Origin of the sequence: [Collinsella] massiliensis (assembly GCF_002161605.1) — a bacterium.
Lineage (GTDB): Bacteria > Actinomycetota > Coriobacteriia > Coriobacteriales > Coriobacteriaceae > Enorma.
Window position 1 is genome coordinate 35,881 of record NZ_NFIE01000015.1, and the last position, 26,970, is coordinate 62,850.

20 protein-coding genes and 1 tRNA gene are annotated in these 26,970 nt (G+C 66.9%); 8 read left to right on the top strand and 13 right to left on the bottom strand.

The window, feature by feature from the left end; translation table 11 throughout:
• The 3 genes from B5G02_RS07140 to B5G02_RS07150 form a co-directional block, all read right to left on the bottom strand.
• Positions 1 to 444 carry an aconitase X swivel domain-containing protein gene (locus tag B5G02_RS07140; protein WP_019239959.1) on the bottom strand — a complete coding sequence of 148 codons (444 nt, stop codon included), beginning with the start codon at positions 442 to 444 and terminating at the stop codon, positions 1 to 3.
• Positions 444 to 1,796 carry an aconitase X gene (locus tag B5G02_RS07145; protein ID WP_094335728.1) on the bottom strand — a complete coding sequence of 451 codons (1,353 nt, stop codon included), beginning with the start codon at positions 1,794 to 1,796 and terminating at the stop codon, positions 444 to 446. The genes B5G02_RS07140 and B5G02_RS07145 overlap by 1 nt, the downstream gene beginning before the upstream one ends.
• A gap of 90 nt (positions 1,797 to 1,886) precedes the next feature.
• A complete protein-coding gene (locus tag B5G02_RS07150) occupies positions 1,887 to 3,941 on the bottom strand; it encodes an FAD-dependent oxidoreductase (RefSeq protein WP_094335729.1) in 2,055 nt (684 codons plus the stop codon).
• A 217-nt stretch (positions 3,942 to 4,158) separates the two neighbouring features.
• Between B5G02_RS07150 and B5G02_RS07155 the strand changes: the two genes are divergently transcribed.
• Positions 4,159 to 4,791, top strand: a complete 633-nt coding sequence (locus B5G02_RS07155; RefSeq protein WP_094335730.1) for a TetR/AcrR family transcriptional regulator — start codon at positions 4,159 to 4,161, stop codon at positions 4,789 to 4,791.
• Positions 4,792 to 5,059: 268 nt separating this feature from the next.
• Here B5G02_RS07155 and B5G02_RS07160 read toward each other — a convergent pair whose 3' ends face one another.
• Both B5G02_RS07160 and clpB read right to left on the bottom strand, forming a co-directional pair.
• Positions 5,060 to 5,269, bottom strand: a complete 210-nt coding sequence (locus B5G02_RS07160) for a hypothetical protein (protein ID WP_094335731.1) — start codon at positions 5,267 to 5,269, stop codon at positions 5,060 to 5,062.
• Positions 5,270 to 5,418: 149 nt separating this feature from the next.
• Positions 5,419 to 8,037, bottom strand: coding sequence for an ATP-dependent chaperone ClpB (gene clpB, locus B5G02_RS07165; protein WP_094335732.1), 2,619 nt, complete (start codon positions 8,035 to 8,037; stop codon positions 5,419 to 5,421).
• Between the two features lie 305 nt (positions 8,038 to 8,342).
• Here clpB and B5G02_RS07170 point away from each other — a divergent pair, with 305 nt between their 5' ends.
• Positions 8,343 to 9,182 (top strand): alpha/beta hydrolase, encoded by an 840-nt coding sequence (locus B5G02_RS07170; RefSeq protein WP_094335733.1) that lies wholly within the window; start codon positions 8,343 to 8,345, stop codon positions 9,180 to 9,182.
• Between the two features lie 167 nt (positions 9,183 to 9,349).
• On the top strand, positions 9,350 to 10,246 hold the full coding sequence (locus tag B5G02_RS07175) for an alpha/beta hydrolase (RefSeq protein ID WP_019239966.1): 897 nt from the start codon (positions 9,350 to 9,352) through the stop codon (positions 10,244 to 10,246).
• A gap of 462 nt (positions 10,247 to 10,708) precedes the next feature.
• Here the strand turns inward: B5G02_RS07175 and B5G02_RS07180 are convergent, their stop codons facing one another.
• The 5 genes from B5G02_RS07180 to glmS all read right to left on the bottom strand — a co-directional run bounded on the left by B5G02_RS07180 (position 10,709) and on the right by glmS (position 17,972).
• Positions 10,709 to 12,637 (bottom strand): ABC transporter ATP-binding protein, encoded by a 1,929-nt coding sequence (locus B5G02_RS07180; RefSeq protein ID WP_094335734.1) that lies wholly within the window; start codon positions 12,635 to 12,637, stop codon positions 10,709 to 10,711.
• A gap of 2 nt (positions 12,638 to 12,639) precedes the next feature.
• A complete protein-coding gene (locus B5G02_RS07185; protein WP_094335735.1) occupies positions 12,640 to 14,580 on the bottom strand; it encodes an ABC transporter ATP-binding protein in 1,941 nt (646 codons plus the stop codon).
• 105 nt (positions 14,581 to 14,685) lie between these two features.
• Entirely contained in the window at positions 14,686 to 15,162 is a 477-nt protein-coding gene (locus B5G02_RS07190; protein WP_094335736.1) for a MarR family winged helix-turn-helix transcriptional regulator, read from the bottom strand.
• Positions 15,163 to 15,518: 356 nt separating this feature from the next.
• Entirely contained in the window at positions 15,519 to 15,824 is a 306-nt protein-coding gene (locus B5G02_RS07195; protein ID WP_019239971.1) for a hypothetical protein, read from the bottom strand.
• Positions 15,825 to 16,112: 288 nt separating this feature from the next.
• Positions 16,113 to 17,972 (bottom strand): glutamine--fructose-6-phosphate transaminase (isomerizing), encoded by a 1,860-nt coding sequence (gene glmS, locus B5G02_RS07200; RefSeq protein WP_094335737.1) that lies wholly within the window; start codon positions 17,970 to 17,972, stop codon positions 16,113 to 16,115.
• 346 nt (positions 17,973 to 18,318) lie between these two features.
• Here glmS and B5G02_RS07205 point away from each other — a divergent pair.
• The 3 genes from B5G02_RS07205 to B5G02_RS07215 all read left to right on the top strand — a co-directional run bounded on the left by B5G02_RS07205 (position 18,319) and on the right by B5G02_RS07215 (position 19,208).
• Positions 18,319 to 18,395, top strand: a tRNA-Met gene (locus B5G02_RS07205).
• 217 nt (positions 18,396 to 18,612) lie between these two features.
• On the top strand, positions 18,613 to 18,888 hold the full coding sequence (locus B5G02_RS07210; RefSeq protein WP_094335738.1) for a type II toxin-antitoxin system prevent-host-death family antitoxin: 276 nt from the start codon (positions 18,613 to 18,615) through the stop codon (positions 18,886 to 18,888).
• 2 nt (positions 18,889 to 18,890) lie between these two features.
• A complete protein-coding gene (locus B5G02_RS07215) occupies positions 18,891 to 19,208 on the top strand; it encodes a type II toxin-antitoxin system RelE/ParE family toxin (RefSeq protein WP_094335739.1) in 318 nt (105 codons plus the stop codon).
• Positions 19,209 to 19,708: 500 nt separating this feature from the next.
• Here B5G02_RS07215 and B5G02_RS10225 read toward each other — a convergent pair whose 3' ends face one another.
• Positions 19,709 to 21,082: a hypothetical protein gene (locus B5G02_RS10225; RefSeq protein WP_241146193.1), complete on the bottom strand. Its 1,374-nt coding sequence runs from the start codon at positions 21,080 to 21,082 to the stop codon at positions 19,709 to 19,711.
• 199 nt (positions 21,083 to 21,281) lie between these two features.
• Here B5G02_RS10225 and B5G02_RS07230 point away from each other — a divergent pair, with 199 nt between their 5' ends.
• Complete coding sequence (locus B5G02_RS07230; protein WP_019239997.1) at positions 21,282 to 22,490, top strand: SLC13 family permease; 1,209 nt, start codon at positions 21,282 to 21,284, stop codon at positions 22,488 to 22,490.
• Between the two features lie 195 nt (positions 22,491 to 22,685).
• Positions 22,686 to 24,221: an MFS transporter gene (locus tag B5G02_RS07235; protein WP_019239998.1), complete on the top strand. Its 1,536-nt coding sequence runs from the start codon at positions 22,686 to 22,688 to the stop codon at positions 24,219 to 24,221.
• A gap of 334 nt (positions 24,222 to 24,555) precedes the next feature.
• Here the strand turns inward: B5G02_RS07235 and B5G02_RS07240 are convergent, their stop codons facing one another.
• Together B5G02_RS07240 and B5G02_RS10320 are read right to left on the bottom strand one after the other, a co-directional pair.
• Positions 24,556 to 26,394: a carbon starvation CstA family protein gene (locus B5G02_RS07240; RefSeq protein ID WP_094335741.1), complete on the bottom strand. Its 1,839-nt coding sequence runs from the start codon at positions 26,392 to 26,394 to the stop codon at positions 24,556 to 24,558.
• A 490-nt stretch (positions 26,395 to 26,884) separates the two neighbouring features.
• Positions 26,885 to 26,970: IS3 family transposase (locus tag B5G02_RS10320; protein ID WP_428843242.1), on the bottom strand; the 86-nt coding region annotated here is incomplete at its 5' end.

Sequence of the window (26,970 nt, forward strand, 5' to 3'; positions counted from 1 at the left end):
CTACGCGACCTCGACCACGCCGCCTTCGCGCACGGTGATCGTCATGCCGTCCTGCACATATGCCAGGAACTCCTCGCCGAGCGAATCCACCACCGGCATGGACACGTCGTCCAGCCACACGTCCGCGAGCACCGCGCCCGCGGCCGCGAGCGAATCGATGGGCTCGGAGAACAGCATGCACGCGGGCTGCCGCTTCATGGCGCACGCGCAGTACAGCACGAGCCCGCCCGTCGTGGAGCCGATCGTCTGCGGCAGGCACAGCGCGCGCCCGGCCATCTGCTTACCGTACAGATCCGGGTTGTTCTGGTCGCCGCACGTCGCCTTCTTGTCGCCGAACTGCAGCGCCTTCTGGAACGACGCCAGCGTGTTCAGCCCGCCATGGCTCACCACGGCCTCGGCGCTCGTCTCGCCCGGGGAAATCACGCGTCCCTTGAACTCCCGCATCAGCGATCGCCTCCCTTCGCGTCGGACTCAGAGCCATCGTGCTTCGCCACCGATGCCGCCACCGCAGCGCCGTCCGCGCAGCCGGTGATCTGCTCCAGGATCTCGTCGTCGGTGTAATAGCGCGCCGTCGTGTACGTGCGCAGCTTGTTGCTCGACGTGATGACCGGCATGCTGCCGCACAACGGGTTGTTCATGTACATGAGCGGGCAGATGTAGGACACGATCACGCCCGTCGCGGCGAGGCGCGCCGCATACGGCGTCTCGTTGAAGCGCTCGACCACCGCAGGCGCCGCCGTGAAGACGGTCGGTACCACCACGCGCTCGCGCCCCGAGACGGCGAGCCCGGCCTCGATCTTATCCGTCCAGGCCTTGAGCTGGTTCAGGCTCATGTGCGGGCAGCCCATGAAGCAGAGCTTGGGTGCGGCGTCGCGCTTCTTCCACACGATGGGGTAGCTGTCGTACACGCGCTGGAGCTCAGCGTCGTCGATCACGTAGGTCTGCGCACCCTCGCGCACGAGGCTGCGCCCGTCGCGCACCGCCTCGGGCGTGATGCCCTCCACGTGGTAGAGGCCCACGGCGCCGTTCGAGGCCGTCGCCGCGCCGAAGTCCTTGAGGTAGTCGCGCGCGTCGTCGTCGAGCTCGCCGAGCCAGCGGTCGAGCCCCACGATATAGGGCACGTCCTCCATGACCTTCATGCCGATGGCCGAGCCCAGGAGCTGCGCCTCGGGCTTCTTGGTGGTGCGGATCTCCACGACCCAGTCCGCGCGGCGCCCGTCATCGGTGAGCAGGCCGAAGTATGGCACGAAGCCCACCACGGAGCCCATGAGGTCGATGATGCCGGAGTTGCGGTTGCACCGCGCGCCCAGCACGGAGTTCGCGTACACCACGGCCGACGACTCGGACCAGCTGAGCACCTCGCCGAGCGCCGGCGTGTTGCCCACCTCGTCCATGTAGCAGGTGCAGGTGAAGGCGTCCTTCTGCATGAGGCCGAGCTTCTGCAGCTGCCCCTCGTAGAAGTCCTGCTTGGAGTACATGAACTTCTTGAACACGAGGTTCTGCAGGAGGTTGCTCGGCACGGCGGGGTCGAGCGGGCGCGGGTCGGCCGAGAACTGCTGCTTCGAGACCGCGCCGGCGCGGATGAGCTGGTCCATGAGGTCGTAGACCGGCGTGAGCGCCTTCAGGCCGAACGATGTGACGAGGTGGTTGTACGTGCTCGTCACGGGCACCATCTTCGTGGCGCCGAAGATCTCGCCGTAGCGCACGAGGGTCTCCATCACGCGGGCGAGCGTGTCGCCGTACACGCCCTCGAGGATCGCCTCCTGTTCCGCGGTGAGCTGCATGGTGTGCTGCATGGGGCTCCTTTCTGGTCGATGCTCCCGGGTGGAAGCGGGGGTGAACAGCAAGCGGCCCGGGCTCTGCGCGAACCCGGGCCGCCGCCTGAGCTAGATGCGCATCGCGGCCTCGTAGGCGCTCCAGATGACGGTGCGGAGGTTGCCCACCTGGGCGCAGTCGCCCACGAGCTGCACGTTCTTACCGCGCGGCGCGAGCGGGGCGCTCACGTAGCCCACCGAGCCGATCACCGAATCGCACGGCACCTCGAACGTGGCGCCGTCCTTGCCGCGGCACACGACCGAGCCGTCGCGCACCTCGGCGAGCGTCGTCTCGAGGTAGACCGGCACCTTGTGCAAGGCGAACCATTCGCGCAGGTAGGAGCTGTTCGCCAGGCACACGCCCTTCTGGGCGATGAGGTCGTCCTTCATCTCCACGATGATGGGCTTCTTGCCCTCGAGCGCGAGCTCGTAGGCGATCTCGCAGCCCGTGAGGCCGCCGCCGATGACCGCGACCGTCTCGCCCACCGGCGTGCCGGTGAGGTAGTCGCACGCCTCGATCATGCGCTCGAAGCCCGGCACGCTCCGCATGACGCGCGGCACCGCGCCCGTCGCCACGATGACCGGCTCGCCGCCGAACTCCTCGACGCTCTTGACCTCGTCGTTCAGGTGCACCTCGATGCCGAGCTCCTCCATCTGCCGGCGATACCAGGCCAGCAGGTCGCGGAGCTTGCCCTTGTACGACTCGGCGCTCGCCGCGATGAACGTGCCGCCGAGCTCGCCCGCGCGCTCGTGGATGACCGGCTTGTGGCCGCGCAGCTTGAGCACGCGCGCCGCCTCCATGCCGCCGATGCCGCCGCCCACGATATGCACCGTGCGCGGGGTCGTCGCGGGCTTGATGTGGTGCTTGTCCCACTGCATGGTCTCCGCGTTCACGGCGCAGCGCGACAGGTGCAGGCTATCGGCCAGGTCCTGGTCGTTCGCGACGCCCTTGTAGTGCGCCATGTTGAAGCAGCCGTTATGGCACAGAATGCACGGGCGGATGTCCTCCGGGCGATCCTCGATGAGCTTGGTGACCCACTCCTGGTCGGCCAGGAACTGGCGCGCGAAGCCGGCGCCGTCGAGCTTGCCCTCCTTGATGGCCTCCGCCGCAACGAAGGGGTCGAGCCTGCCGGCCGCCACCACGGGGATGTCGACGAACTGCTTGATGTGCTCCACGTCCTCGAGGTTGCAGTTCTCGGGCATGTAGATGGGTGGATGCGCCCAGTACCAGGCGTCGTAGGTGCCGTTGTCGCAGTTGAGCATCGCGTAGCCCGCGTCTTGCAGGTAGCGCGCGGCGCGCTCGGACTCCTCCATGTCGCGGCCGACCTCGGTGTACTCCTCGCCCGGCAGCGCGCCCTCGCGGAAGCCCTTCGTCTTGGACACCACGCTGTAGCGCAGCGACACCGGGAAGTCGTCGCCGCAGGCCGCATGGATGGCCTGGACGATCTCGACCGCGAAGCGGTAGCGGTTCTCGAACGAGCCGCCGTACTCGTCGGTGCGGTGGTTCACGTACGGCAGGGTGAACTGGTCGAGCAGGTAGCCCTCGTGCACGGCGTGCACCTCGACGCCGTCGACGCCGGCCTCCTTGAGCAGGCGCGCGGACTCGGCGAACGCCTCCACGAACTCGTGGATCTCGGGCACGGTCATCTCGCGCGACGGCACGTGGTCGGACCAGCGGTTGGGCGCGGGGCTCGCCGAGGCGCAGATCTTCTCGAGGTCCATGACCGGCTTGGAGAGCTTGCGCAGCACGGGGTTCACGTAGAGCTGCTCCATCATGTCGCTGATGGTGAACGACCGACCGAACCCGGCGGTGAGCTGCACGAAGAGCTTCGCGCCGGTCTTGTGGAGCTCGGGCACCCACTTCGCGAGGTCGCGGTACATCTTCTTGTTCTTGTGGAGCCACTGGCCGAACATGGGGTTGTAGACGGGCTGGCACCCCGGCAGCACGAGGCCGACGTTGTTCTTCGCGACCTCCATGATGAAGCGCGCGCCCACCTTGTCGAAGTGGTTCTTCTCCATCCAGCCGAAGAGGTCCGTGCCGCCCATCGACGTGAGCACGATGCGGTTCTTGATCTCGCAGGAACCGATCTTCCAGGGCGTGAACAGGGGCTCGAGTTTTGAATCCACGGGGATCCTCCTTACCGCAGCATGGGGGCCGGAACGGAGCGTGCGGCCCGCCGATACTTCCGACATGCACCCCATTATAGGCACGCCGGGCGCGCAGGGGCGCCCCGCCCGTTAATCGACAATTATAGCTATTTCGTCAATTTATATATTGACGGATTGTCAACGCTAACGCACTCTATGCTTATCCGTGCATAGCCTCTCGAGAGCGGAGCCGACCATGACCGAATCGATGAAGCGCACGCGCGCCGCGCGCCATTCCTACGATGCCCGCCGCGAGGAGATTCTCCAGGCCGTCATCGACGTCTGCGCGCAGGAAGGGATCGGCAAACTCTCGGTCTCGAGCGTCTCGAAGCGCGTCGGTTGCACGCGCTCGCTCTTCTACCACTACTTCCCCAACAAGGAGGATGCGCTCAACGCGGCCCTCGACTATACCATCGATGCGTTCATCGACCGGCTGCGCACCTGGAACGAGCACCGCGTCTTCGGCGACATCGAGGGCGCGCTCGACAGCATCTCCGCGCTGCTCAAGGAGCTCGTGCTCGAGATGCCGGGCATCTCCGGCTCCATCACGGTGGGCGGCGACGCCGTGCTCTACACCGCGTTCGTGAACCGCGTGGCCGAGCGCTGCGCCCGCTACATGTGCGAGTCGACCGTCGTCGATTTCGCACAGCACCACGAGGTGCTCATCGACAACGTCTTCGAGACGTTCTACGTGCTCATCAGCGGGCTCATCCTGTACATCCGCTCGCACCGGGACGTGCCCGTGGAGGTCATCAAGGAGATCATCGCCTGCACCCTGCACATCGAGGGCTACACCGAGAAGTACAAGGATCGCCGGCCGGAGCGGTAGGCGCAGCGGAACGGGCGATTTGCGGCCGATGTGCGGTGCGACGCGAGGCGCGGGCGCGTGAAATCGCCCTTCCCGAACACAAAATGGGCGAAACGAACGGTTTATAGGGGGTACGCCAAGTAGCCGGCAATGAGGCAACTTCGCTACCTGCGGTTCTGTTGGCGCGGAACCCCTTGCTACTTCCGGGGGTGCCGATAAAACGTTCGTTTCGCGTCGTTTGGGTTCGCAACCCGCCGAAAACGCCCTCCGCAGCGGCTCCCGCAGCCGATCAATCCCACGGGTCGCGCTCGAATAGCGGCTCCGGCTCGGGGCGGCGATCGGAATAGGGGTCGTAGCCGTCATCGTCCTCGTTCTCCGCGCGGATGAAGGGGTCGCGCGGGGCGGGAGCGGCAGAGCCTTGCCGCGCGTGCGAGGATTCCCCCACATGATCCGGGGTGCCCGTACCTTCGCGCGTATCCAACTGCTTCTGCGCAGACATAGAGCCTCCTTGTTGCGATCGCATCATAACGAACCCTAGGGTAGCGCATCCCGCGGAAACGCGACGGGGCGGCCCGGCTGCTCGCCAGACCGCCCCGCGGTATCAATCACTCCCGTGCGCGCACGCTGCACGCACGAACCCTGGACGCCCTACTCCTCGGGCACCTCGTACTCCGGCTGCGGCTCGGAGGTCGAGACGAAGAACGTGCCGTCCATGTCCACGTCGACCGTCACGTCGTCGCCCTCGCGCACGCGACCGTCGATGATGGCGCGCGCGACGCAGTCCACGACCTCGTTCTGGATGAGGCGCTTGAGCGGACGCGCACCGTACACCGGGTCGAGGCCGCCCACCGCGAGCATCTGCTTTGCCGCGGGCGTGATCTCGAGCGTGATGCGCTGCTTGGCGAGGCGCTCGCGCACATGCGCCAGCTGGATGTCCACGATCTGCTCGATCTGCTCCATGCCGAGCGGATGGAAGACCACGATGTCGTCGATACGGTTCAGGAACTCCGGCCGGAACGTCTGGCGCATGGCCTCGCTCACGGCCTCCTTGAGCTTCTCCTCGTCCTTGCCGGCGTACTCGGCGATGGCCTGGCTGCCCACGTTCGACGTCATGATGATGATCGTGTTCTTGAAGCTCACCTGGCGGCCCTGGCCGTCCGTGAGGCGCCCGTCATCGAGCACCTGCAGCAGCACGTTGAACACATCCGGGTGCGCCTTCTCCATCTCGTCGAGCAGGATGACGCAGTACGGGTGCCGACGCACGGCCTCGGTGAGCTGGCCGCCCTCATCGTAGCCCACGTATCCCGGAGGCGCGCCGATAAGCCGCTGGACGCTGAACTTCTCCATGTACTCGGACATGTCGATGCGCACGAGCGCGCGCTCGTCGTCGAACAGGCACTCGGCGAGCGCCTTGGCCAGCTCGGTCTTGCCCACGCCCGTGGGGCCCAGGAAGAAGAAGCTGCCGATGGGCTGGTCCGGGTCGGAGAGCCCCGCCCTGCTGCGGCGCACGGCGGCCGCGACGGCGCGCACGGCCTCGTCCTGGCCGATGACGCGCTTGTGCAGCTCGTCCTCGAGGCCCTGCAGCTTCTCGAGCTCGCCTTGCATCATCTTCGACACGGGCACGCCCGTCCACGCGCTCACGACCTCGGCGATCTCGTCGGAGGTCACCTGCTCGTTCAGGCCGCCGCCCTTGTCCTTCTGCGCCTCGACCTCCTCCTCGGCCGCCGACATCTCGCGCTCGAGGCCGGGGATCACCGAGTAGCGCAGCTCACTCGCGCGGGCGAGGTCGCCGTTGCGCGTGGCGCGCTCCTCCTCGCTGCGAGCCTCGTCCAGCTCGCCCTTGAGCTCCTGCACGCGGTCGATGGCGTTCTTCTGGTTGAGCCAGCCGGCCTTCTGCACGTCGAGGCGCTCCTGGACGTCGGCCATCTCCTGGCGCAGCGCTTCCAGGCGCTCGCGGCTCGCGTCGTCGGACTCCTTCATGAGCGCCTGCTCCTCGATCTGCATCTGCGTGAGCTGGCGCTCGGTGGCGTCGATCTCGGCCGGCATGGAGTCGAGCTCCATGCGCAGGCGGCTGGCCGCCTCGTCCACGAGGTCGATGGCCTTGTCGGGCAGGAAGCGGTCGGAGATGTAGCGGTCGGAAAGATCCGCGGCCGCCACGAGCGCGCCGTCGGTGATGTGCACGCCGTGGTAGATCTCGTACTTTTCCTTCAGGCCGCGCAGGATGGAGATGGTGTCCTCCACGCTGGGCTCGCCCACCATGACCGTCTGGAAACGACGCGCGAGGGCGGCGTCCTTCTCGATGTACTTGCGATACTCGTCGAGGGTCGTCGCGCCGATGGCATGCAGCTCGCCGCGGGCGAGCGCCGGCTTCAGGATGTTGCCGGCGTCCATGGAGCCCTCGGTGGCGCCCGCGCCCACGATGGTGTGCAGCTCGTCGATGAACAGGATCACGCGGCCCTCGGACTTCTCGACCTCCTTGAGCACGGCCTTCAAGCGGTCCTCGAACTCGCCGCGGTACTTGGCGCCGGCGACGAGCGCGCTCATGTCGAGCTCGATGAGGTCCTTGTCGCGCAGGGTGCTCGGGACGTCGCCCGCCACGATGCGCTGGGCGATGCCCTCCACGATGGCGGTCTTGCCCACGCCCGGCTCGCCGATGAGCACGGGGTTGTTCTTGGTGCGGCGGCTGAGCACCTGGATGGTGCGGCGGATCTCGTCCGAGCGGCCGATCACCGGGTCGAGCTTGCCGGCGCGCGCGAGGTCGCACACGTTGCGGCCGTACTGCTCGAGCGCCTCGAACTGCATCTTGTCATCTTCCGAGGTCACACGGCTATCGCCGCGGAGCTCCTGGTAGACCTCCTCGACGCGCTCGCGCGTGACGCCGGCGTCGTTGAGCAGGCGGCCGGCATCGCCCTTGTCCTCGGCGAGGGCCATGAGCAGGTGCTCGGTCACCACGAAGTTGTCCTCCATCTTCGCGGCGAGCTTCTCGGCGCGGTCGAGCACGCGGACGAGGTCGTTCGAGAGCCCCATCTGCGTCACGCCGCCCGTCACCTTGGGCGCGCGGTCGATGACCTCCTGCGCGGCGCGCGCGAGCTGCGCCGGGTCCGCGCCGATGCGCTCGACGATCACCGAGATGTTGCGCTCGCCTGCCCCGAGCAGCGCCGCGAGCAGGTGCACGGGCTCGACGGCACCGGCCTGGGCGTCGCTCGCGATGCCGATGGCGGTCTGCAGCGCCTCCTTCGAAGTCATTGCTAGCTTGTCGATCCTCATAGGGAATCCCCTCTCTCGCCCCGCGACGCCTGCCGCGGGCGCGGGCATCGCATGGATGGATGCCCGCCCACCGGGGCGGTCTCGCGAGACGTGCTATTGCCGCTCTACGGAGCGACGTATCTCCTATCGTGCCTATTGTTTCCGCGGGATGGCTTCTCTATACACAAATCTAAGTCTCTATATATAAGATTTTCTAAGTGATAAGGGTATAGATGATACCCTTATGCCGGGTACTGGGTTTTCCCTGCTCATGCCCTGCGATGTATACTTGAAAGACGCGGCAACGCAAACCATAAGGAGGCTGTATGGCCCGACTGAGCGTCGATTACTATTCGCCGTCCCTCATGCGCACCACCACGCTCGACGTGATCCTGCCCATCGACGACCACGGGGCCGCGCTCGCGCTCGACACGCTGCGCCGCAACGACCCCGCGGCCTGGGAGCGCACGCCCTACCTGCCGGAGCAGCCGCCGTTCAAAACGCTGTTCCTGCTCCACGGCATGTCGGGCAACCACCGCGACTTCATCTCGGAGACGCGCATCCGCACCTGGGCGGAGCAGCGCGGGCTCGCCGTCGTCATGCCGTCGGGGTACAACGCGTTCTACCTCGACCATCCGGACGCGCACAACTACTACGGCCGGTTCGTGGGCGAGGAGCTCGTCGAGGTCGCACGGCGCATGTTTCCGCTCTCGCGGCGGCGCGAGGACACCTTCATCGGCGGCATCTCCATGGGCGCCTACGGGGCGCTGCGCAACGGGTTCAAGTACGCCGAGAACTTCGGCTGCATCGTCGCGCTCTCCTCGGCCATGCTCGTCGGCGACTTCAACAGCGTGGTGTCGGACGACCTCTTCTTCCTGAGCCGACCGTTCCTCGAGTCGGTCTTCGGCGACCTCAACGCGGTGGTGGACAGCGACAAGGACCCGCGCCGGCTGGCGGCCGACGTGGTGTACTGCGACCGCCCGCGGCCGCGCGTGTTCATGGCGTGGGGGTCGAGCGATCCGCTCGCCGCGCCCAACCGGGAGCTTGCCACCCGTCTCCGAGATACGGGGATCGACGTCGAGGCGCGCGAGATGCCCGGCGGCCACGACTGGGATTTCTGGAACGTCGCCCTGCCGCAGGCGCTCGACTGGCTCCCGCTCGGGTAAGAATGGGTTGATGGGTTGGTTGGGGACGTGTTCTATCCAACCCATGTGGCTCATTCGGTCGTATTGGCTTCGTCGATTCCATGAACATGGGTTGGATGGAACACGTCCCCAACCAACCCATCCCCAACCTGCTGCAGTCCCGTCCGCCCCGATCGAAGGAGGAACCCATGGCTCTGCTCCGCGCCGATTTCTACTCGAACTACCTCAAGCGCAACGTCATGCTCACCGCCGTGATTCCCGTCGACAAGATGGACGGCGACAAGCGCGCGAAGGGCAGGCGCGGCCCGTACCGCACCGTCTACCTGCTGCACGGCCTCTTCGGCCGCGACGTCGACTGGATCGATAAGACCCACGTGGTCGAGACCGCGGAGGCGCGCGACATCGCGCTCATCATGCCCTCCGGCGCCGACGGCCTCTACCTCAACAAGCCCGAGATCAACGAGTGGCACGGCAAGTTCATCAGCGAGGAGCTCATCGAGGTCACGCGCCACCTGTTCCCGCTCTCGCGCAAGCGCGAGGACACCGCGCTCGCCGGCATCTCCATCGGCGCGTACACCGCCGTGATCAACGGCCTGCTGCGCCCGGACCGCTTCGGCAGCATCATCGCGCTCTCCGGCACGTTCATGCGCGACCGCATCCTCGAGGCCGTCGACTCGCATTCGCCCCGCAAGCGCCGCTACTACGAGCGGTTCTTCGGCGACCTCGACACGGTGATCGGGTCGGAGAAGGACTACGAGGCGCTCGCCGAGCGCTTCCGCGACAACCCCGACCTGCAGAAGCCGCGCTTCTACATCGCGTGCGGCGAGAGCGACAACCTCTGCCAGAGCAACCGCGACTTCGCGGGGCTCCTGCGCGCCAACGGCTTCGACGTGACCTATTGGGAGCCCGAGATCGGCGGGCACGAGTGGCCGTTCTGGAACGCCTGGATCGACTGCGCGCTCGACTGGTTCGCGCCGGGCGAGATGAAGCCCACCACGGCGGGCGGCGACTACACCGCGCTCACGAGCCTGCGCGAGCCGGACAAGCCGATCCCCATGACCGGCGAGAACCCGGATACGCTGTAGCCGGGACGTCATGCGCCGGCGAGGCGGGGCGTTTGGCAGCGGGGCGGGCGTCGTCCCCGTTGGCACGCGCCCCGCTTGCTGTGCGACGGGCTGCGTCGGGCACGTCGGCCGCGTTTTTTCTTCGCGACGCGCTTTTTTTGGCGAGTTTTTTCAGATATGCGCGATGCACGCGTGGCCGAGCAGCCGTTTGGGCGCGGGCGCGATGGGTTGCGACAGCAAAACCCCAGGATTGCGGGAACCGCCCATCCCGAACCAGCGCGCCACGGGGCGTCTGGGCGCGCCCGGAGGTCGCCTCATCGTGCATATCTGAAATTTCTTGCCAAAAAATCGAATCGGGCAATGAAAAACGGGTTCGCCCAGGGGACGAACCCGTTCGATTCCGCCAATCGCGCCGGGAACGGCGGCGCGCAGCCCGCGCGGCGGCCGCACCGCGCCCTCGCCGGGCGCCCCGCGGCGCGCCCCTTACGCGAACTGCGAGTTGTAGAGCTCCGCGTAGGCGCCGCCCGCGGCGAGCAGCTCCTCGTGCGTGCCCTGCTCGATGATCGTGCCGTGATCCATGACCAGGATGAGGTCGGAGTCCACGATGGTCGAGAGCCGGTGCGCGATCACGAAGCTCGTGCGCCCGCTCGTGAGCGCCTCCATCGCCGCGACGATCGCCCGTTCCGTGCGCGTGTCCACGCTCGACGTCGCCTCGTCCAAGATGAGGATCGACGGGTTCGCGAGCAGCACGCGCGCGATGGTGAGCAGCTGCCGCTGGCCCTGGCTGATGTTCTCCGCGTCGTTCGCGAGCTCCGTGTCGTAGCCGTGCGGCATCGTGCGCACGAAGAAGTCCACCTGCGCGGTCTTCGCCGCCTGGACGATCTCGTCGCGCGTCGCGCCGTCGCAGCCGTACGCGATGTTCTCGGCGATGGTGCCCTCGCGCAGCCAGGCGTCCTGCAGCACCATGCCGAAGTTGCGCCGCAGGTCCGCGCGCGTCATGGCGTGCGTGTCCACGCCGTCGAGCGTGATGCGGCCGCCGTCGATCTCGTAGAAGCGCATGAGCAGGTTGATGAGCGTCGTCTTGCCGGCGCCCGTCGCGCCCACGATGGCCACCTTCTGGCCGGGCTCGGCCACGAAGCTCACGTCGCGCATGAGCGGGCGGTCGGGGTCGTAGCCGAAACGCACGTGCTCGAAGGCCACGCGCCCGCGCACCGGCTGCGGCACGCGCGCCGGATGGGCCGGATCGGGCTCGATCTCCGGCTCGTCGAGGATGTCGAAGACGCGCTCCACGGCGGCGAGCGCGCTCTGCAGCTGGTTCATGGTGAGCGAGAACTGCGTGAGCGGCTCGGCGGCGGTGTTCACGTACTGGAAGAACGCCTGCAGCGTGCCGATGGTGAGGCGCCCCGCGATGAGGAAGCCCGTGCCCAGCAGCGCGAGCGCGACCTGCGAGAACCGCACGAGGCAGCGCACCATGGGGGCGGCGGTGTTCGTCATGAAGTCCGTGCGGCGCATGGCATCGGCGAGCTGCTGCGTGGCCTCGCGGATGCGCGCGGCGCTCTCCTGCTCCTGGTTGAACGCGTGGATCACGATGCGCCCGGAGTACGCCTCCTCGACGTGTCCGGTGAGCACGCCCACCGCGCGCTGCTGCCGCGCGGCCAGGATGAGCGTCCGCTTCGCCACGAGACGCGTCATGAGCAGCGCCGCGGCGGCGAAGGCCAGGAAGACCACCGTGAGCACGACGTTGTAGCGCAGCATCATGATGATCGCGCCCACGACCGACCCCACCGCCATGAGCATGGAGAGCAGTCCGCGCTGCAGCACCTCGGAGACCTTGTCGAGGTCGTTCGTCGCGCGGCTCATGATGTCGCCCGGCTTGTTGGCGTCGTAGAACCGCAGCGGCAGCACGTTGAGCTTCTGCGCGATGGCGCGGCGAAGCTTCAGGTTGAGGCGCTCGGCGAAGCTCGCCATCGTGAACGCCTGCAGCGTGTAGAACGCCCAGGCGACCGTCCAGATTCCCAGGAAGATGAGGCACTCGCGCCCGCCGGTGTCCCAGCCGATGCTGAACGTCTCGCCCGCGGCGAAGGCGCGCTGGATGTTCGCCCACAGAAGGTCGATGAGGTGCGCGCTGTACGCCGGCGCGGCGATCTGCGCGATGGTGTAGCACACGATGCTCACGAGCACCACGGCGAAGCGCCAGTGCTCGCCCTTCGACACCGTCCACAGGCGGCGCACCACGCCGAACGCATCGCGCGGCACCTCCGCGTCGGCGTCGGAGGCGTCGGGCGAGCCGGGGGTTCCGGCGGCGTCAGAGCCCTTGGCGGCGTCGATCTCGTCGAGTTGGGCTTGCGCCTGCTCGATGAGCTCCATGGCCTCGACTTCCTCGAGGCTCTTGGTCTCGTTCTCGCGCGGCATGGCTACTCACCTCCCTTCACGGCCGGGGCTTCCGTGGCCGGGGCGCCGCCTTCCGCAGGCGCCGCAGCAGGCGCGTCGGTCGCCGCGGCCGCGGCGTGGACGTCGGCGTGCGCAACCGCAGCGCCGCCCTCGGTCGCAACGGTCACTTCGTCCGCAGCGTTCACCGCGTCCGCCGCGTCCACCTCGTCCGCCTCGAGCTCCACGTCCACGCCCAGCAGCTCCTCGAGCTCCTCCGCGCGCAGCTGGGAGCGGGCGATCTCCTGGTACGCGGCGCACGAGCGCATGAGCTCGCGGTGCGTGCCCAGCCCCTGGATGCAGCCGTCCTTGAGCACGATGATCTGGTCGGCGGAGACGATCGTGTTGATGCGCTGCGCGATGATGAGCACCGCGGCGTGCGCCACCTCGGTCGCGAGCGCGTGGCGCAGCGCGGCGTCGGTCTTGAAGTCGAGCGCGCTGAACGAGTCGTCGAAGATGTAGAGGTCGGCGGGTTTCACCAGGGCGCGCGCGATGGAGAGGCGCTGACGCTGCCCGCCGGAGAAGTTCGTGCCACCCTGCGCGACGCACGTCTCCAGGCCGTCGGGCAGCTCGCGCACGAAGCCGGACTGCGCCACGTCGAGCGCGTGCCACAGCTCCTCGTCCGTGGCGTCGGGCTTGCCGTAGCGCAGGTTCTCGGCGATCGTCCCGCTGAACAGCCAGGCCTTCTGCGGCACGTACGAGATGCGCGTCCGCAGCGCCCGCTGCGTGAGGTCGCGCACGTCGGTGCCACACACCTCCACCGCGCCGTCGCTCACGTCGTGGAAGCGCAGCAGCAGCTTCGCGATGGTCGACTTGCCCGACCCGGTGGGACCGATGATCGCCGTCGTGGTGCCGCGGCGGCAGAAGAAGTTGATGTGGTGCAGCGTGTCCTCGCTCGCGTCCGCGAACCGGAACGACGCGTTGCCGAAGTGCGCGACGATGTCCTGCGCCGGCGTCAGCTCCGTGCCCGGGCCGTCCGCGATGCTCGGCGGGCACTCGATCACCTGGCGGCAGCGCTCGAGGCACACGAGGGCGCGCGGCAGCGTGAGCGCGCAGATCTGCGCCATCATGAGGAAGAACAGGATGAGCATGGCGTATTCCACGCATGCGGAGATGGACGCGATCTGCATGGCGTGTGCGCCCACGCGGTTGCCGCCGAGCCAGATGACGGCGACCTCGGCGAGGTTCATGATGAAGAACGACGAGCAGTCGAACGTCGCGAAGAGCCAGTTCACCTTGATGGCGCTGTCCGCGTAGGCGGAGAAGGCCTCGTCGAGGCTCTTGCGCTCAGCCTCCTCCTTGCCGAAGGCGCGGATGACGCGCGCGCCCGTGATGCTCTCGCGCAGGCGCACGTTCATGCGGTCGATGAAGCGCTGCAGCTTCTGGAAGATGACGGCCGCCTTTTTCACCGTGACCACGGCGATGATCGCCACGACGATGATGAAGCAGGCGAGCATCATGCCCATCTGCTCGTCGATGGACCACGCGAGCGCCACGCCGATCACCGCGGCGAACGGCACGGGCAGCATCATCTGGATGGTCATGGTGATGGCCTGCTGGATCACGTTCACGTCGCCCAGCGTGCGCGTGATCATGGAGCCGGTGCCGAACCGCTCGAAGTCGCCGCCGGAGAACTTGAGCGACGCCTCGTAGACCGCGTTGCGGATGTCGCGCCCCACCTTGGTGGCGAGGTCCGCGCAGAAGTAGTTCGACACGAACGCGCCCGCGCCCGAGAGCACGGCGGCCGTGAGCATGAAGAGCGCCTGGTGGACGATGTAGTCGAAATCGCGCGAGGAGACGCCGATGTTGATCATGTTCGCGAGGATCGTGGGTACGAGCAGCACGCCGAGCAGGTTCACGGCGAGCGCGGCGAGCACGGCGAACGTCTGCAGCTTGTAGGGTTTCAGAAAATGCAGGAGCATCCTCATGGAGCACCGTTCCTTGTTCTCGGTTCCCGCCTCTGGGCTGTTCCGAAGCGGGGGTCTTGAAGCGGGAGTCAGTCTGAGCTTCGAGTGGATCTTCGAGCGACGCGGCTAGGTGTTCGGGGCGTTCGGCGCGCACGTGCTGATCTGCTCCTCGAGCGCGACCGCGTAGCGTTTGACCAGGTGGATGAGGGTGCGGCGCTCATCCGCGTCGAGCGTCTCGAACGCGCGGCGCTCCGCCTCGATGGCGGGCTCGATGCGCTCCCGGGACAGCGCGCGCCCCGCCTCCGTGAGCCGCGCGAGCTTGCTCTTGCGGCTGCCCTCCATGAACGCGAGCTCGACGAGGCCGTTCGCCTGCAGGCTCTTGAGCGCGGAGTTGACGGTCTGCTTGCTGTACGACCACGAGGTCGTGAACCGCGCGAGCGGCAGCTCACCGCCTGCGAGCACGAGGTCGTAAAGCATCCAATACGCGCAATCGGAGAGGCCGCAGCCGCGCGCGTACGCGTGGTAGAGCTTGTCGATCTCGTTGTAGAGCAGGTCGAGCTCGATCGGCGAGCTGCCCAGCCCGTCCGTCGCATCCCGTTCCATCGAAGCATCACCTCCGCGCGCCGTGGATCCCGATTTCGCCGCTAGCTTAGTCCGATTTCGGATTATCGTCAACCTCGAGGCGGCCTCGTTTCCCAAAGTGAGCGAAACGAACGGTTTATCGGCACCCCCGGAAGTAGCAAGGGGTTGCGCGCCAGCGGAACCGCAGGTAGCGAGGCTGCGACTCCACCGGCTACTTTGCCTACCCCCTATAAACCGTTCGTTTCGCTCACTTTGGGAATTGGGGACCCGCACGAGCCGCTCCGCAGGTGCTCGGAGGGCGCCAAAGGCGCACAAATAACGCGGCGGGCACCTCGTTTGAGGCACCCGCCGCGTGAGCACGTCATCGAACGCGAGCGTTAGAGCGACCAGCCCTCCTGGATGGACTCGTAGAACGTCGCATCGGGGAAGAGGTCGTGGATGCTCTTGCCATCGTGCCACGGCAGCTCGATCAGTTCGGACATGGTCGGTACCAGCTCGGAGCAATCCGTGAAGCGACCCTTGTCGTTCAGCTGGGTGCAGTCTTGCACGCGCCAGTATCCATCGGTGTGGGTGATGTAGTATTGGCCATCATCCACGTCCATGAACGCACGCGTCTTCGAGCGCAGGTACCCCAGGAACCCTTCGAAGTCCGTCTCGAGCGCCTCCTCAGCCTTGAGTCCCATGATGTCCTCCCTTGCATCAGGCGCCCGTGAGCGCCGGCCAATAAGTCATCTGGTTTTAGTAAACCCGTGATGCTGGTGAACCATTCGCTCAATTAGGTGGGCGGCGCGGAGTGCGGGGTGGGCGGAGATGACGCGCGCCTCGCGCGGACGCGTTTGCAGTTTCTCCACACAGAACGCCCGGAACCGCAGCGGCCCCGGGCGCTCAGTGAACACGTTTGTGGCTCCCCCGTAACGATGGCGCGGCAGCCAACGGCGACGCGATGCCCCGCGCGGCGGCCCTCCCCGCGCCTACTCCACGGTCACGCTCTTGGCGAGGTTGCGCGGCTGGTCCACGTCGCACCCGCGCATGAGCGCCACCTCGCGCGCCAGAAGCTGCAGGGGCACCGTCGCCGTGATGGGAGAGAACGCGTCGCGCACCGGCGGGATGTAGATCACGTGGTCGGCGATCTGCTTGATGTCCTCGTCGCCCTCCGTTGCCACGGCGATGATCTTCGCGCCGCGCGCCTCGCACTCCTTGAGGTTCGAGACGGTCTTGTCGTACACCGGGCTCTTCGTGGTTACCGCGATGACGGGGAAGCCGGGGTCGATGAGCGCGATGGGGCCGTGCTTCATCTCGCCCGCCGCGTAGGCCTCGGCGTGCAGGTAGCTGATCTCCTTGAGCTTGAGCGCGCCCTCGTAGCTGATCGCCGCGCCCATGCCGCGCCCCACGAAGAGCGCCGAATGCGCGTCCTTGCACGCGAGCGCGGCCTCGTGGATGGCCTCCTGCTGCGTGTCGAAGATCCACTGGATCTGCTCGGCCGTATCGCCGAGCTCGTGGAAGAGCAGCTTCACCTGGCGGGTGTTCATCTTGCCCTTCACCTGCGCGAGCAGCAGCGCCAGCAGCGTGAGCGACACCACCTGGCCGATGAAGCTCTTCGTCGAGGCGACCGCGATCTCCTTGTTCGCCTTCGTGTAGATGACGCCGTCGCTCTCGCGCGCCACCGGGCTGCCCACCACGTTCGTGATGCCGAACACCTTGGCGCCCTTGATGCGCGCGTCGCGGATGGCGGCGAGGGTGTCAGCCGTCTCGCCGGACTGCGACACGGCGACGACGAGCGTCGTGGGGGTGATGATGGGGTTGCGGTAGCGGAACTCGCTCGCCGCCTCGACCTCGCAGGGGATGCGCGCCCAAGCCTCGATGAGGTTGTTGGCGATGAGCCCGGCGTGGTAGCTCGTGCCGCAGGCGATCACGTAGACGCGGTCGATGAGGTCGAGCTCCTCGTAGGTGAGGCCGAGCTCGTCGATGTCGAGCTCGCCGGTGCCCGTGAGGCGCCCCACGAGGGTATCGCGCACCACGCGCGGCTGCTCGAGGATCTCCTTGATCATGAAGTCCGGATGGCCGCCCTTCTCCGCCATGTCGATGTCCCAATCGATGTGCGTGATGGCGGGCTCGATGAGGGCGCCCTCGGCGTCGGTGTAGGTGACGCCTTCCGGCGTGAGGCGCGCGAACTGGCCGTCCTCGAGCACCACGACGTCGCGCGTGGCGTCGATGAGCGCGATGACGTCCGATGCCACGTAGCAGCCGGTCGCGCCCTGGCCGATGACGATGGGGCTGTCCTTGCGCGCGACGGCGATGACGCCGGGCTCGTCGGCGCAGATCGCGGCGATGCCGTAGGCGCCGATCACGTGCGTGCACGCCTCGCGCACGGCCGCGAGCAGGTCGTGCGAGCCGGGCTTGCCGTTGCCGCCCTCGTATGCCTCCTCGATGAGGTGGGCGAACACCTCGGTGTCGGTGTCGCTCGTGAAGCGGTGGCCGCGGCCCTCGAGCTCCTCGCGCAGCTCGGCGAAGTTCTCGATGATGCCGTTATGGACGATGGAGATGCGGCCGTCGCAGCTCGAGTGCGGGTGCGCGTTGGCCACGGAGGGGCGGCCGTGCGTTGCCCAGCGCGTGTGGCCGATGCCGCACGTCGAGGCGAGGTCGAGGTGCTCGAGCTCGGATTCGAGGCCGGAAACCTTGCCCACGCGGCGGAAGACGTCGAGCCCCGCGCCGTCGCCCCGCTCGAGTGCGACGCCCGCGGAGTCGTAGCCGCGGTACTCGAGGCGCTTGAGGCCCCCGATGAGGATGTCCTTCGCCTGCTCGCTTCCGGTATAACCAACGATTCCGCACATGGGCGTATCCTTTCGCGCAGTGTTCTGGGTCGGCCGCGCTCGCGGGTGCGCGAGGGGTCGGCGGCCGCATGGGCAAGAGTGTAGCAAGCGGGATGGGCGTGGCCGGCAGCAAACTGGTATCTACTTTATAACGCCAGAACTTGGGCGGGTGCGGCGGGCGCGGGCGGGGTGAGGGCAAGGGCGACGCGGAGCTGCTGGCGTGGGCGCGCCGGCGTTCGGACAGCCCCCCCCCATCGCTACATCGGCAGGCTTTTGTGGAGACATCGTCACATTCGTGCGCTTCCGCCTTGCAATTCATACGAGAAGGGCGTATTGTTTCTTTTTGCGCACAGGCGCATCCAGACATTGCGGGGTGGAGCAGTCTGGTAGCTCGCCGGGCTCATAACCCGGAGGTCGTAGGTTCAAATCCTGCCCCCGCGACCAAGAACCTTGAACTACCTGCGGAAACGCGGGTAGTTTTTTATTATGTCGAAATGCCGTACGGCATATGTCCCTACCTTTTCCTTCGAACAACATAGCTCCAGCCGTTTCAAGCTCACGCTGCGCTGCTACCCCCCATGTGGCAGCGGCATGCATCTAGCGGATCCCATAGATCCCCTAGGGTATACTTAGAAGAAATTTCTTCTATCGGGAGGTTTCTATGCCCCAGATCGTACCGGTGAGCGATTTTCGGGCAGACGTGAAGAGCGTTGCCCAGTATACGGATGCCGGCGAGGTCGTCGTGCTCACGCAGAACGGGCGCCCCCGTTGGGCGATGGTCGACTACGACGAGTGGAACGCGTCGGCGCGCGAACAGGAGCGCATGATCGCGCGATCGATTCTCGAGACGGAGGCGCGCGAGGCAAAAGGTGAGCTGCATGCGCTGTCGGCGGATGAATGGCGCGCTCGCCGAGCGCAACGACGCGGAGAGCAGTGAGCATGTGGCAGTGGGAAATCACTGAGGACGCAGCATGCGACCTGGAGGACATCTGGGACTACGTGTACTCATACAGCGGGGACGGGGACCGCGCCGATGCGGTGCTCGACGGTCTTGAAGCGCTCTTCGATGCGATATGCCGCAATCCGTACGCGCACGCCATCTACCAGTTTCCCGATGGCTACCTGCCGGCACATGAGTACCGAAGCGCGAACTACGGTCGCTACAAGGCGTTTTATCGAACGGACGAGCATCGCAAGATAGTGCTGATATACCGCGTGCGCCATGTGGCCTCCGACTTTACCCGCGTCGCATTCTAGCCGCTCGGTGCCAACACGTTGTTTCTTTTAGCTCAAAGCTAGCCCTCGATGATCGCCGACGCAGGACCGGGCTCCCACCGCTTTTGTGCGCCGAACAGCCCACTCGCCCGCCTCTGTTCGACCATCCAACTCAATACAACGCCTTGCAACGAAGCTCGGCGCAGAAAATCTGTCTCGACGGGATGCTAGCATCATTTCGCCAGCGAAGTCCGCGTGCGGGCGGCGCTTCTCGAGAGAGGGGCAAAGCCTATGAACACGTTTCTGGAAATCCTTCGTGCCATCGCATCCATCGCGAGCATAGCCCGTTTGATACGCGAACTATGGAAGGAACATAAGCACAAAGCGGATAGCGAAGGGAGATAAAAAAGCCCGGCTGGCACCGGGCTTTTGAATCGTTAGCACCTGCGCCGCCCGCGCCTCGTTAACCACGAACGGGCTTCGCTGGTACTTGTTCGATTATACCCAACCGGGTTCATCGATTACAAGGCTCCCGCTCACCCCTACAAATCCGCCGCCGTGACGATCTCCTGCGGGATGAGCCGATCGGCCTCGAGCAGCGCCTCGAGGTAGCGCGCCTGGTCGTCCGTGAGGTACGGCCGCAGCAGCGCGAGGCCCGGCTCGTAGGGAACGTGCTGGTCGACCGCCTCGTTGTCGAGCGGGTTCGGTCGGCGCTTCATCGCGCGCGCGAGCATGAGCCGGTACGCCGGGACGAACGGCTCCACCGTCACGTCCTCGCGCCCGTCCGTCAGCTCCACCAGGCTCGCCAGCAAATCGAGCCCGGCCCGGTCGAGGTCGCCCCAATACCTGAGCGTGACTTGCTCCGCGCCCAGGCTCTCCAGGCAATCGCGCAGCTTGGAGGCACCTCGCACGAGATGCCCGTTGCCGAAGATCGCCCCGTGCACGCGCTTGCCCAGGATGCGCTTGCGCCCGTGCAGGTAGAGGGCGTCGCGCACGTTGCTCCACGGGTCGAGGTTCTCCGACACCACGAGCTTGAGGTGCTTCTTCGGCTTCGGGACGTAGTACACGACCTCGACTTTCGGCGTCTGCTTGCACCGCAGCAGGTTCGCCACGCCCATGAGGCGGAAGAGCTTCGTCCCCTCGCCCTCGATGGCGAGGAACTTCTCGTTGCCGAAGATGCGATACGAGAGCTCGCGGCGCGTGAGGGTGCCGTCGCCGATGGTCGGCTCGCCGTCGATCGCCGCGCTCAGGGCGCGCAGCTCGCGCTCGAAGGCGGTGTACGCGGAGGGCGTGCTGAGCAGCCAGCCGTTGATCCACAGGCGCGGGTCGAGGTCGATGATCTTGAGGCGGATCGCGTTGAGCTCCGGCGTCTGCTTGCGCACGCACGCCGCCTTCGCGAGGGCGTTCGACTCGCGCGGGCGCGGCGTGGCGGGGTCGCGCGGCGCGGGGGCTCCGGGGCGGTCGGTGGATGTGGGGGACTTGGCGGTGGGCTGATCGACGGGTGCGGGCTGGTTGGCCGACGCGGGCTTCTCGGAGGCATCCCGATCGCCGCGCCGGCTGCGTGCCCGGCGCTTCGCGGGCTTCGCGAGGTCGGTCGAACCCTGGGCGGACGGCCCGGCAAGCTCCGTCGCGCCGCGCACCGCCAGCTGCTGGGAGAGCTCGCCGATCGCGTACCCGCCGTCCACCGCGACGAGCACCCCGGCCTCGACGAGCTGCTCGAGCGCGCTGCCGTCGTCCCCGTAGGCGGCGAGGATGCGCGTGAGCTCGTCCTCGTCCATCGTTTCCTTATGCAGACGCACCATCTTGCTTGCGATTCCGCCCGACGCGCTCCGCAGCGCGACCGGCAGGTTCTTGCTCAGCGCCTTCGTGAGCGCGGAGAGCGTTCGCTGCTCCTGCTCCGTGAGCTTCTGTGCCATGAGGCTCCTTCCTGTGAACCTATCCATGATACCGCCTGAGTCATTGGGGACGGGTTCAATTGACTCAGCGAGTCAATGGGGACGGGTTCAAATGACTCAGTGAGTCAAACGAGCACGTCCCCAATGACTCAGTGAGCCAAACGAACCCGTCCCCAATGACTCATGTGCTAGGATGGCGGCTTGCGGTTAGGAGGAAGCCTTGGACCTGTTCATGCGCATCGCGCTCGGAACGCGCGCGCTCGTGCGGAAAGACCCCGTGCTCGTCATCGCCATCGTGCTTGCGCTCGCGTCGTGCGCCGTCGTCCCGCCCGACGCCGCCTATACCGACTACGTCGACCTCCGCACCATCGGCATGCTCTTCAGCCTCATGACCATCATGACCGGCCTCTCGCGCCTCGGCGTCTTCCGCATCGCTTGCCGCAAGCTCCTCGGCGTGGTCCGCGGCCCTCGGCGCCTCGCCCTCGCGCTCACGCTGCTCGCCTTCTTCTCGAGCATGCTCATCACGAACGACGTCGCCCTCGTGACGTTCGTTCCCTTCGCGCTGCTCGCCCTCGGCTCGCTCGGCGACGCGCGCCACACCTGCTTCACCATCGTCATGATGACCATCGCGGCGAACCTCGGCAGCATGCTCACGCCCATCGGCAACCCGCAGAACCTCTACCTCTACAGCGCCTCGCACATGGGGATCGTCGAGTTCGTGCTGCTCATGCTGCCCTATGCGGCCGCCTCGCTCGGGCTGCTCGTGGTGGCCATCGCGCTCTTCGGCAAGCTGCAGGAGAACGGCACGGGCAGCGGCGCCCATGGCACCGCGCGCGCGAACACCCGCGACGTCGAGCCCGCGCTGCCCGCGAGCGCCACCGCTGCCACCGACGCGCTCGACCCCGCCCCCTCGCCGCTGCGCATCGCCCCGTGGGCGGCGCTCTTCGCCCTCGCCCTGCTCTCGGTCGCGCGCATCGTCCCCTACCAGGCCACCGTCGCGGCCGCCGTCGCCGTCGCGCTCCTCGCAGACCGCCGCGCGCTCCTGCACGTGGACTACGCCCTGCTTCTGACCTTCGTCGCCTTCTTCGTGTTCGTGGGCAACGTCGGTCGCATCGGGGCCATCGACGCCTTCCTGGCGCAGATGATCGACGGCCACGAGCTCGCGGTGTCCGTCGCGGCGAGCCAGGTGCTCTCGAACGTGCCCGCTGCGCTGCTGCTCTCCGGCTTCACGTCCGCCTGGTCGGCGCTCATCGTGGGCACGAACCTCGGCAGCTTGGGCACGCTCATCGCCTCGATGGCGAGCCTCATCTCATACAAGCAGGTCGCGCTCGTGCTCCCGCGCGAGAAGGGGCTCTACTTCAAGCTCTTCACCGTGTGGAACGTCGCGTTCCTCGCCGTGCTCGCGGCGCTCGCCGCGGCGATCTTCTAGGACGGAGCGGCGGCGGGCGAACATCCCGCGCGCCCGCGCCCCATCCCGCGCTTGCGCTCCAGCCCGCGCCACCGTAACGCCTCGACGCCCGCATCCCCCCACCCCATTCGTCCCTCGTCGCCACCCCCACGGATTCTGCTACCATCTGCTTGCGCTACGCCGCATACCGCGCGCACGGGAAGGGAGCAGGGACACGTGAGCCGCACGAACACGACGGATACCGGCCGAAACGACATTGCGAGGGCAGCCGAGCTCCCGCGCCGCACCAATAAATGGGTCGTCCTGTTCACCGTCGTCATCATGACGTTCATGTCCACCCTCGACAGCAGTATCGTCAACGTCGCCGCGCCCTCCATCCAGCGCGAGCTCGGCGCCACCGCCAGCCAGATCCAGTGGGTCTCGAGCATGTACCTGCTCGTCTGCTGCGTCACCGTGCTCGTGTTCGGCCGCCTGGGCGACCTGTACGGCAAGGTGCGGCTCTTCCAGCTGGGCGTCGTGCTGTTCTCGTTGGGCTCGCTTCTGTGCGGGCTCTCCTCCACGCTCGTCATGCTCATCGGCGCGCGCGTCGTGCAGGGCTTCGGCGCCTCGTGCGCCATGGCCAACAACATGGGTATCGTGACCGAGGCCTTCCCCAGCCGCGAGCGCGGGCGGGCGCTCGGCATCGTGGGGACGTTCGTCTCGCTCGGCCTCATGTGCGGCCCCGTGGTGGGCGGCGTGCTTGTCGCGGTGTTCCCGTGGGAGTCCATCTTCCTCATCAACGTGCCCATCGGCGCGGCGTCGTTCCTCATCGGGCTCAAGACGCTGCCGCGCGAGACGGGGATGGCGGGCGAGCATGCCGCGGCGGGCGCCGACCCCTCCCCCACGAGCGCCCCCGACGCCGGCGCGCGCTTCGACATCCCCGGCGCGCTGCTCATGGCGCCGGCCATCTTCCTCGTGTTCTTCGCCATCAACGCCGCGGGCTCGGGGTCGCTCGCGCTCGCCGGCGCGCTGCTCGCGGGCGGCCTCGTGCTCCTGGCGGCCTTCGTCCGCGTGGAGCGCCGCGCGCAGACCCCGCTCGTGCGCATCGAGCTCCTGCGCAACCCGGTGTTCAGCCTCAATCTCGTCGCGATGTTCTGCTGCTACCTCGCCGTGGGCGCGACCGAGTTTATCCTGCCCTTCTACCTGCAGGACGCCTGCGGCTACGCGTCGGACGTCGCGGGGCTCGTCATCACCGCCATCCCCGTGGCCATGGCGCTCGCGAGCCCGGTGGCCGGCGCGCTCTCGGACCGCATCGGCACCACGATCCCCTGCTTCGCGGGCCTCGTCGTCTACAGCGCGGGCATCGCGCTCGCGGGCATGCTCCCCGCCGGCGCGCCCATCCTGCGCATCTACCCCACGCTCATGTTCATGGCCCTGGGCGACGGGCTCTTCGAGTCGCCGAACAACTCGCGCATCATGGGCTCGGTCGACCAGAAGGACCTGGGCTTCGCCGGCAGCCTGGGCACGCTCGTGCGCTACATGGGCATGTCCGCCGGCGTGACGGGCGGCACCGCGCTGCTCTACGGGCACATGAGCGAGGTCGCGGGCTTCCCCGTGAGCGGCTTCATGCCCGAGTGGCCGGAGCTCTTCATGGAGGGATTCGCGTTCGCGTTCCTCGCCATCGCGGCGACGGTCGCGGCGGGTGCCGTGCTCACCGTGGTGGGAACGGTCATCAAGCGCCGCCAGCGCAAGCAGCGGGCTGCGCGGGCGTAGGAGCGCGGGCGCGCGGGCAGGTGCGCGCGGGCAACATGGGTTGAACAGAACACGTCCCCAAACGCGCGCAGGCGGGCGAGAAGCTCACCCAGCCAACGAAAAGGGCGCGGCGACCAGGAGATTCCCTGATCACCGCGCCCTTCGCGCTATCTATGGTTCAACGCGGGACCGTTCAGCGGGCTCGTTCAACGGGGCCGCGCCAACCGGGGCTCATTCACCGACGCTCGGCGAAATCCGACCGATGAGTCAATCGAACCCGTCCCCGATGACTCAACGAGCCAATCGAACCCGTCCCCATTGACTCGCTGAGTCAATTGAACCCGTCCCCAATGACTCAGGCGCGCTCGGTGGTGCCGGCGGCGGGGGCGTCGGCGTGCTGGCCGTGGCCATAGCGCGCGAGGCCCATCTGCGACCACTCGGGCTCCTCGTCCGGCAGCGAGCCGGCCTTCTTGGTGAAGAGCTCCTTCAGGCAGTTGTACGCCACGATGACGCCCAGGATCACGATGAGGATCGCGAAGACGAGCTGCAGGCCGGACGTCGCGATGACCGCCATGCCGGAGGTCTGCAGCGCGTTCACGCAGCCGATGATGCTCTGCACGAGCGAGGTGAAGGTGCTCGCGAGCAGGAACGCCACGGGCACGTAGAGCATGAAGCCCTTGCGGCCGGTGCACTTGCAGAACACCGCGAGCGTGATCATGGTCATGCCGCCGAGCAGCTGGTTCGAGGCGCCGAAGAGCGGCCAGATGTTGTTGTAGCCGCCGAAGGCGAGGGCGAGGCCCAGCGCCAGGGTGAGCACCGTCGCGACCCAGGTGTTCGAGAACACCTTCGCCGCACCGGTCGCGTTCGCGCCGGCATCCTCGGCTGCGTCGTTCGTCTTGGCGAAGAACTCCTGGAACGAGAGGCGACCGATGCGCGCCACGGCGTCGACCGACGTGAGCGCGAGCGCCGACACGCACATGGTCATGAACACGGAGGCCAGCGTGCCGTTCACGCCGAAGGCCGCCATGCCGTTCGCCACGCCGGTGGAGAAGATCTTGAACGGCGTGCCCGCGGCCGCGCCGCCGGCGCCGGAGGTGTTCATCGCGGTGAACATGATACCCGCGACCACGATGGCGAGCACGCCCACGAAGGACTCGAGCACCATGGCGCCGTAGCCCACGGGCAGCATGTCCTGCTCCTTCTCAACCTGCTTGGAGGAGGTGTTGGTGGAGACGAGGCTGTGGAAGCCGGAGAGGGCGCCGCACGCAACGGACACGAAGAGCAGCGGGAACACGTAGCTGCCGTTCTCGGCGAGGGCGGAGAAGTCGGCGACCATGGGCGCGGTCATGGTGGCCTCGCCCTTCGCGCCGAGCACGAAGATGCCGAGCACCGCGCACACGATCATGACGATCATCATGATGCTCGTGAGGTAGTCGCGCGGCTGCTTCAGGGTCTGGATGGGCATGGCGGCCGCGAAGAGCAGGTAGACCATGATGACCGCGAACCAGCCGTACTTATCGAGGTACACCGGGAACTGCATGCCCACGGCGAACATGGCCACGAAGAGCGCGACCGCGAGCACGAACTCCTTCCAGCCGGAGAGGCCGAAGCGGCGGTTGATCCAACCGAAGGCGATCGCCACGAAGGTGAAGAGGATCGAGATGGTGCCCGCGGCGCCGCCCGAGTACGACGCGGCGGTGTCCACGGCGCCCGAGGCGTCGAAGGTCGCCATGAAGGTGCCCGCGACCATATCCACGAACGCCGCGATGACGATGATGGTGAAGAGCCAGCTGAAGAGCAGGAACAGGCGGCGACCCGTGCGGCCGATGTACTTCTCGACGAGCTGGGCGAGCGACTTGCCGTTGTTCTTCACGCTCGCGTAGAGCGCGCCGAAGTCGTGCACGGCGCCGAAGAAGATGCCGCCCACGAGCACCCACAGCAGCACCGGCAGCCAACCGAACATCATGGCCGCGATGGTGCCCGTCACGGGACCCGCGCCGCAGATGGAGCTGAACTGGTGCGAGAACGCCGTGAAGCACGAGGCGGGCGAGAAGTTCTTGCCGTCCTCCATGCGCTTGGCGGGCGTGAGCGCCTCGCGGTCGACGCCCCACGTGCGGGCGAGCCATCGTCCATAGAGCAGGTAGCCGGCGGCGAGCACCACCGCAGCCACCGCGACGACGATCATTCCGTTCATTTCACGATCCTTCCCTTTGGGGCTCCCGAAGCGATGCGATCCACATCCGCCGCCACCGTGCGCATCGGCGGCGAGCATTCGCGCGAGCGCGGGCAGATACAAAAAAAACGAGGGCCTCGATATACGACGGCCCTCGTCTCACAGCCGCCCGCGAAGCGCGCGGGCTGGCAGTATCCAACCCGCGCTAGCTAATAATCTCACCCGAAATTAGTAGGTAAGCATGCATCGCAGAGCAACCTCTCGTTCCGATCGGGCGCGACCCCGTGCCGCGTCCCAGCGCCCGTAGGCGAAGATGATTGTGTCGCTTTAGTTGAGTGGAGTCAAGAAATGTTACAGGACTGTTGCGAGCTGACATGCCGTCAAGGAGCCGACGGGGACGAGTCATTGGGGACGGGTTCAATTGACTCACCGAGACAATGGGGACGGGTTCGTTTGACTCAGTGAGTCAATGAACTGCACCCCAAAACTTGGACGCGTTAAATCATAACCGCTAAGCGGCCTCGCGGAGGGCCAGCTCCCGGAACTCCGCCGGGGTCAGGCCCTTCAGCTTGACCTGCCGCCTCACGTGGTTCCAGT

Coding starts and splice junctions, on each gene's coding strand:
- B5G02_RS07240 (WP_094335741.1), bottom strand. CDS start 26,394: ATGAACGGAATGATCGTCGTCGCGGTGGCTGCGGTGGTGCTCGCCGCC.
- B5G02_RS07180 (WP_094335734.1), bottom strand. CDS start 12,637: ATGCCGCGCGAGAACGAGACCAAGAGCCTCGAGGAAGTCGAGGCCATG.
- B5G02_RS07175 (WP_019239966.1), top strand. CDS start 9,350: ATGGCTCTGCTCCGCGCCGATTTCTACTCGAACTACCTCAAGCGCAAC.
- B5G02_RS07170 (WP_094335733.1), top strand. CDS start 8,343: ATGGCCCGACTGAGCGTCGATTACTATTCGCCGTCCCTCATGCGCACC.
- B5G02_RS07140 (WP_019239959.1), bottom strand. CDS start 444: ATGCGGGAGTTCAAGGGACGCGTGATTTCCCCGGGCGAGACGAGCGCC.
- B5G02_RS07195 (WP_019239971.1), bottom strand. CDS start 15,824: ATGGGACTCAAGGCTGAGGAGGCGCTCGAGACGGACTTCGAAGGGTTC.
- B5G02_RS10225 (WP_241146193.1), bottom strand. CDS start 21,082: ATGGCACAGAAGCTCACGGAGCAGGAGCAGCGAACGCTCTCCGCGCTC.
- B5G02_RS07210 (WP_094335738.1), top strand. CDS start 18,613: ATGCCCCAGATCGTACCGGTGAGCGATTTTCGGGCAGACGTGAAGAGC.
- B5G02_RS07160 (WP_094335731.1), bottom strand. CDS start 5,269: ATGTCTGCGCAGAAGCAGTTGGATACGCGCGAAGGTACGGGCACCCCG.
- B5G02_RS07145 (WP_094335728.1), bottom strand. CDS start 1,796: ATGCAGCACACCATGCAGCTCACCGCGGAACAGGAGGCGATCCTCGAG.
- B5G02_RS07215 (WP_094335739.1), top strand. CDS start 18,891: ATGTGGCAGTGGGAAATCACTGAGGACGCAGCATGCGACCTGGAGGAC.
- glmS (WP_094335737.1), bottom strand. CDS start 17,972: ATGTGCGGAATCGTTGGTTATACCGGAAGCGAGCAGGCGAAGGACATC.
- B5G02_RS07155 (WP_094335730.1), top strand. CDS start 4,159: ATGACCGAATCGATGAAGCGCACGCGCGCCGCGCGCCATTCCTACGAT.
- B5G02_RS07185 (WP_094335735.1), bottom strand. CDS start 14,580: ATGAGGATGCTCCTGCATTTTCTGAAACCCTACAAGCTGCAGACGTTC.
- clpB (WP_094335732.1), bottom strand. CDS start 8,037: ATGAGGATCGACAAGCTAGCAATGACTTCGAAGGAGGCGCTGCAGACC.
- B5G02_RS07190 (WP_094335736.1), bottom strand. CDS start 15,162: ATGGAACGGGATGCGACGGACGGGCTGGGCAGCTCGCCGATCGAGCTC.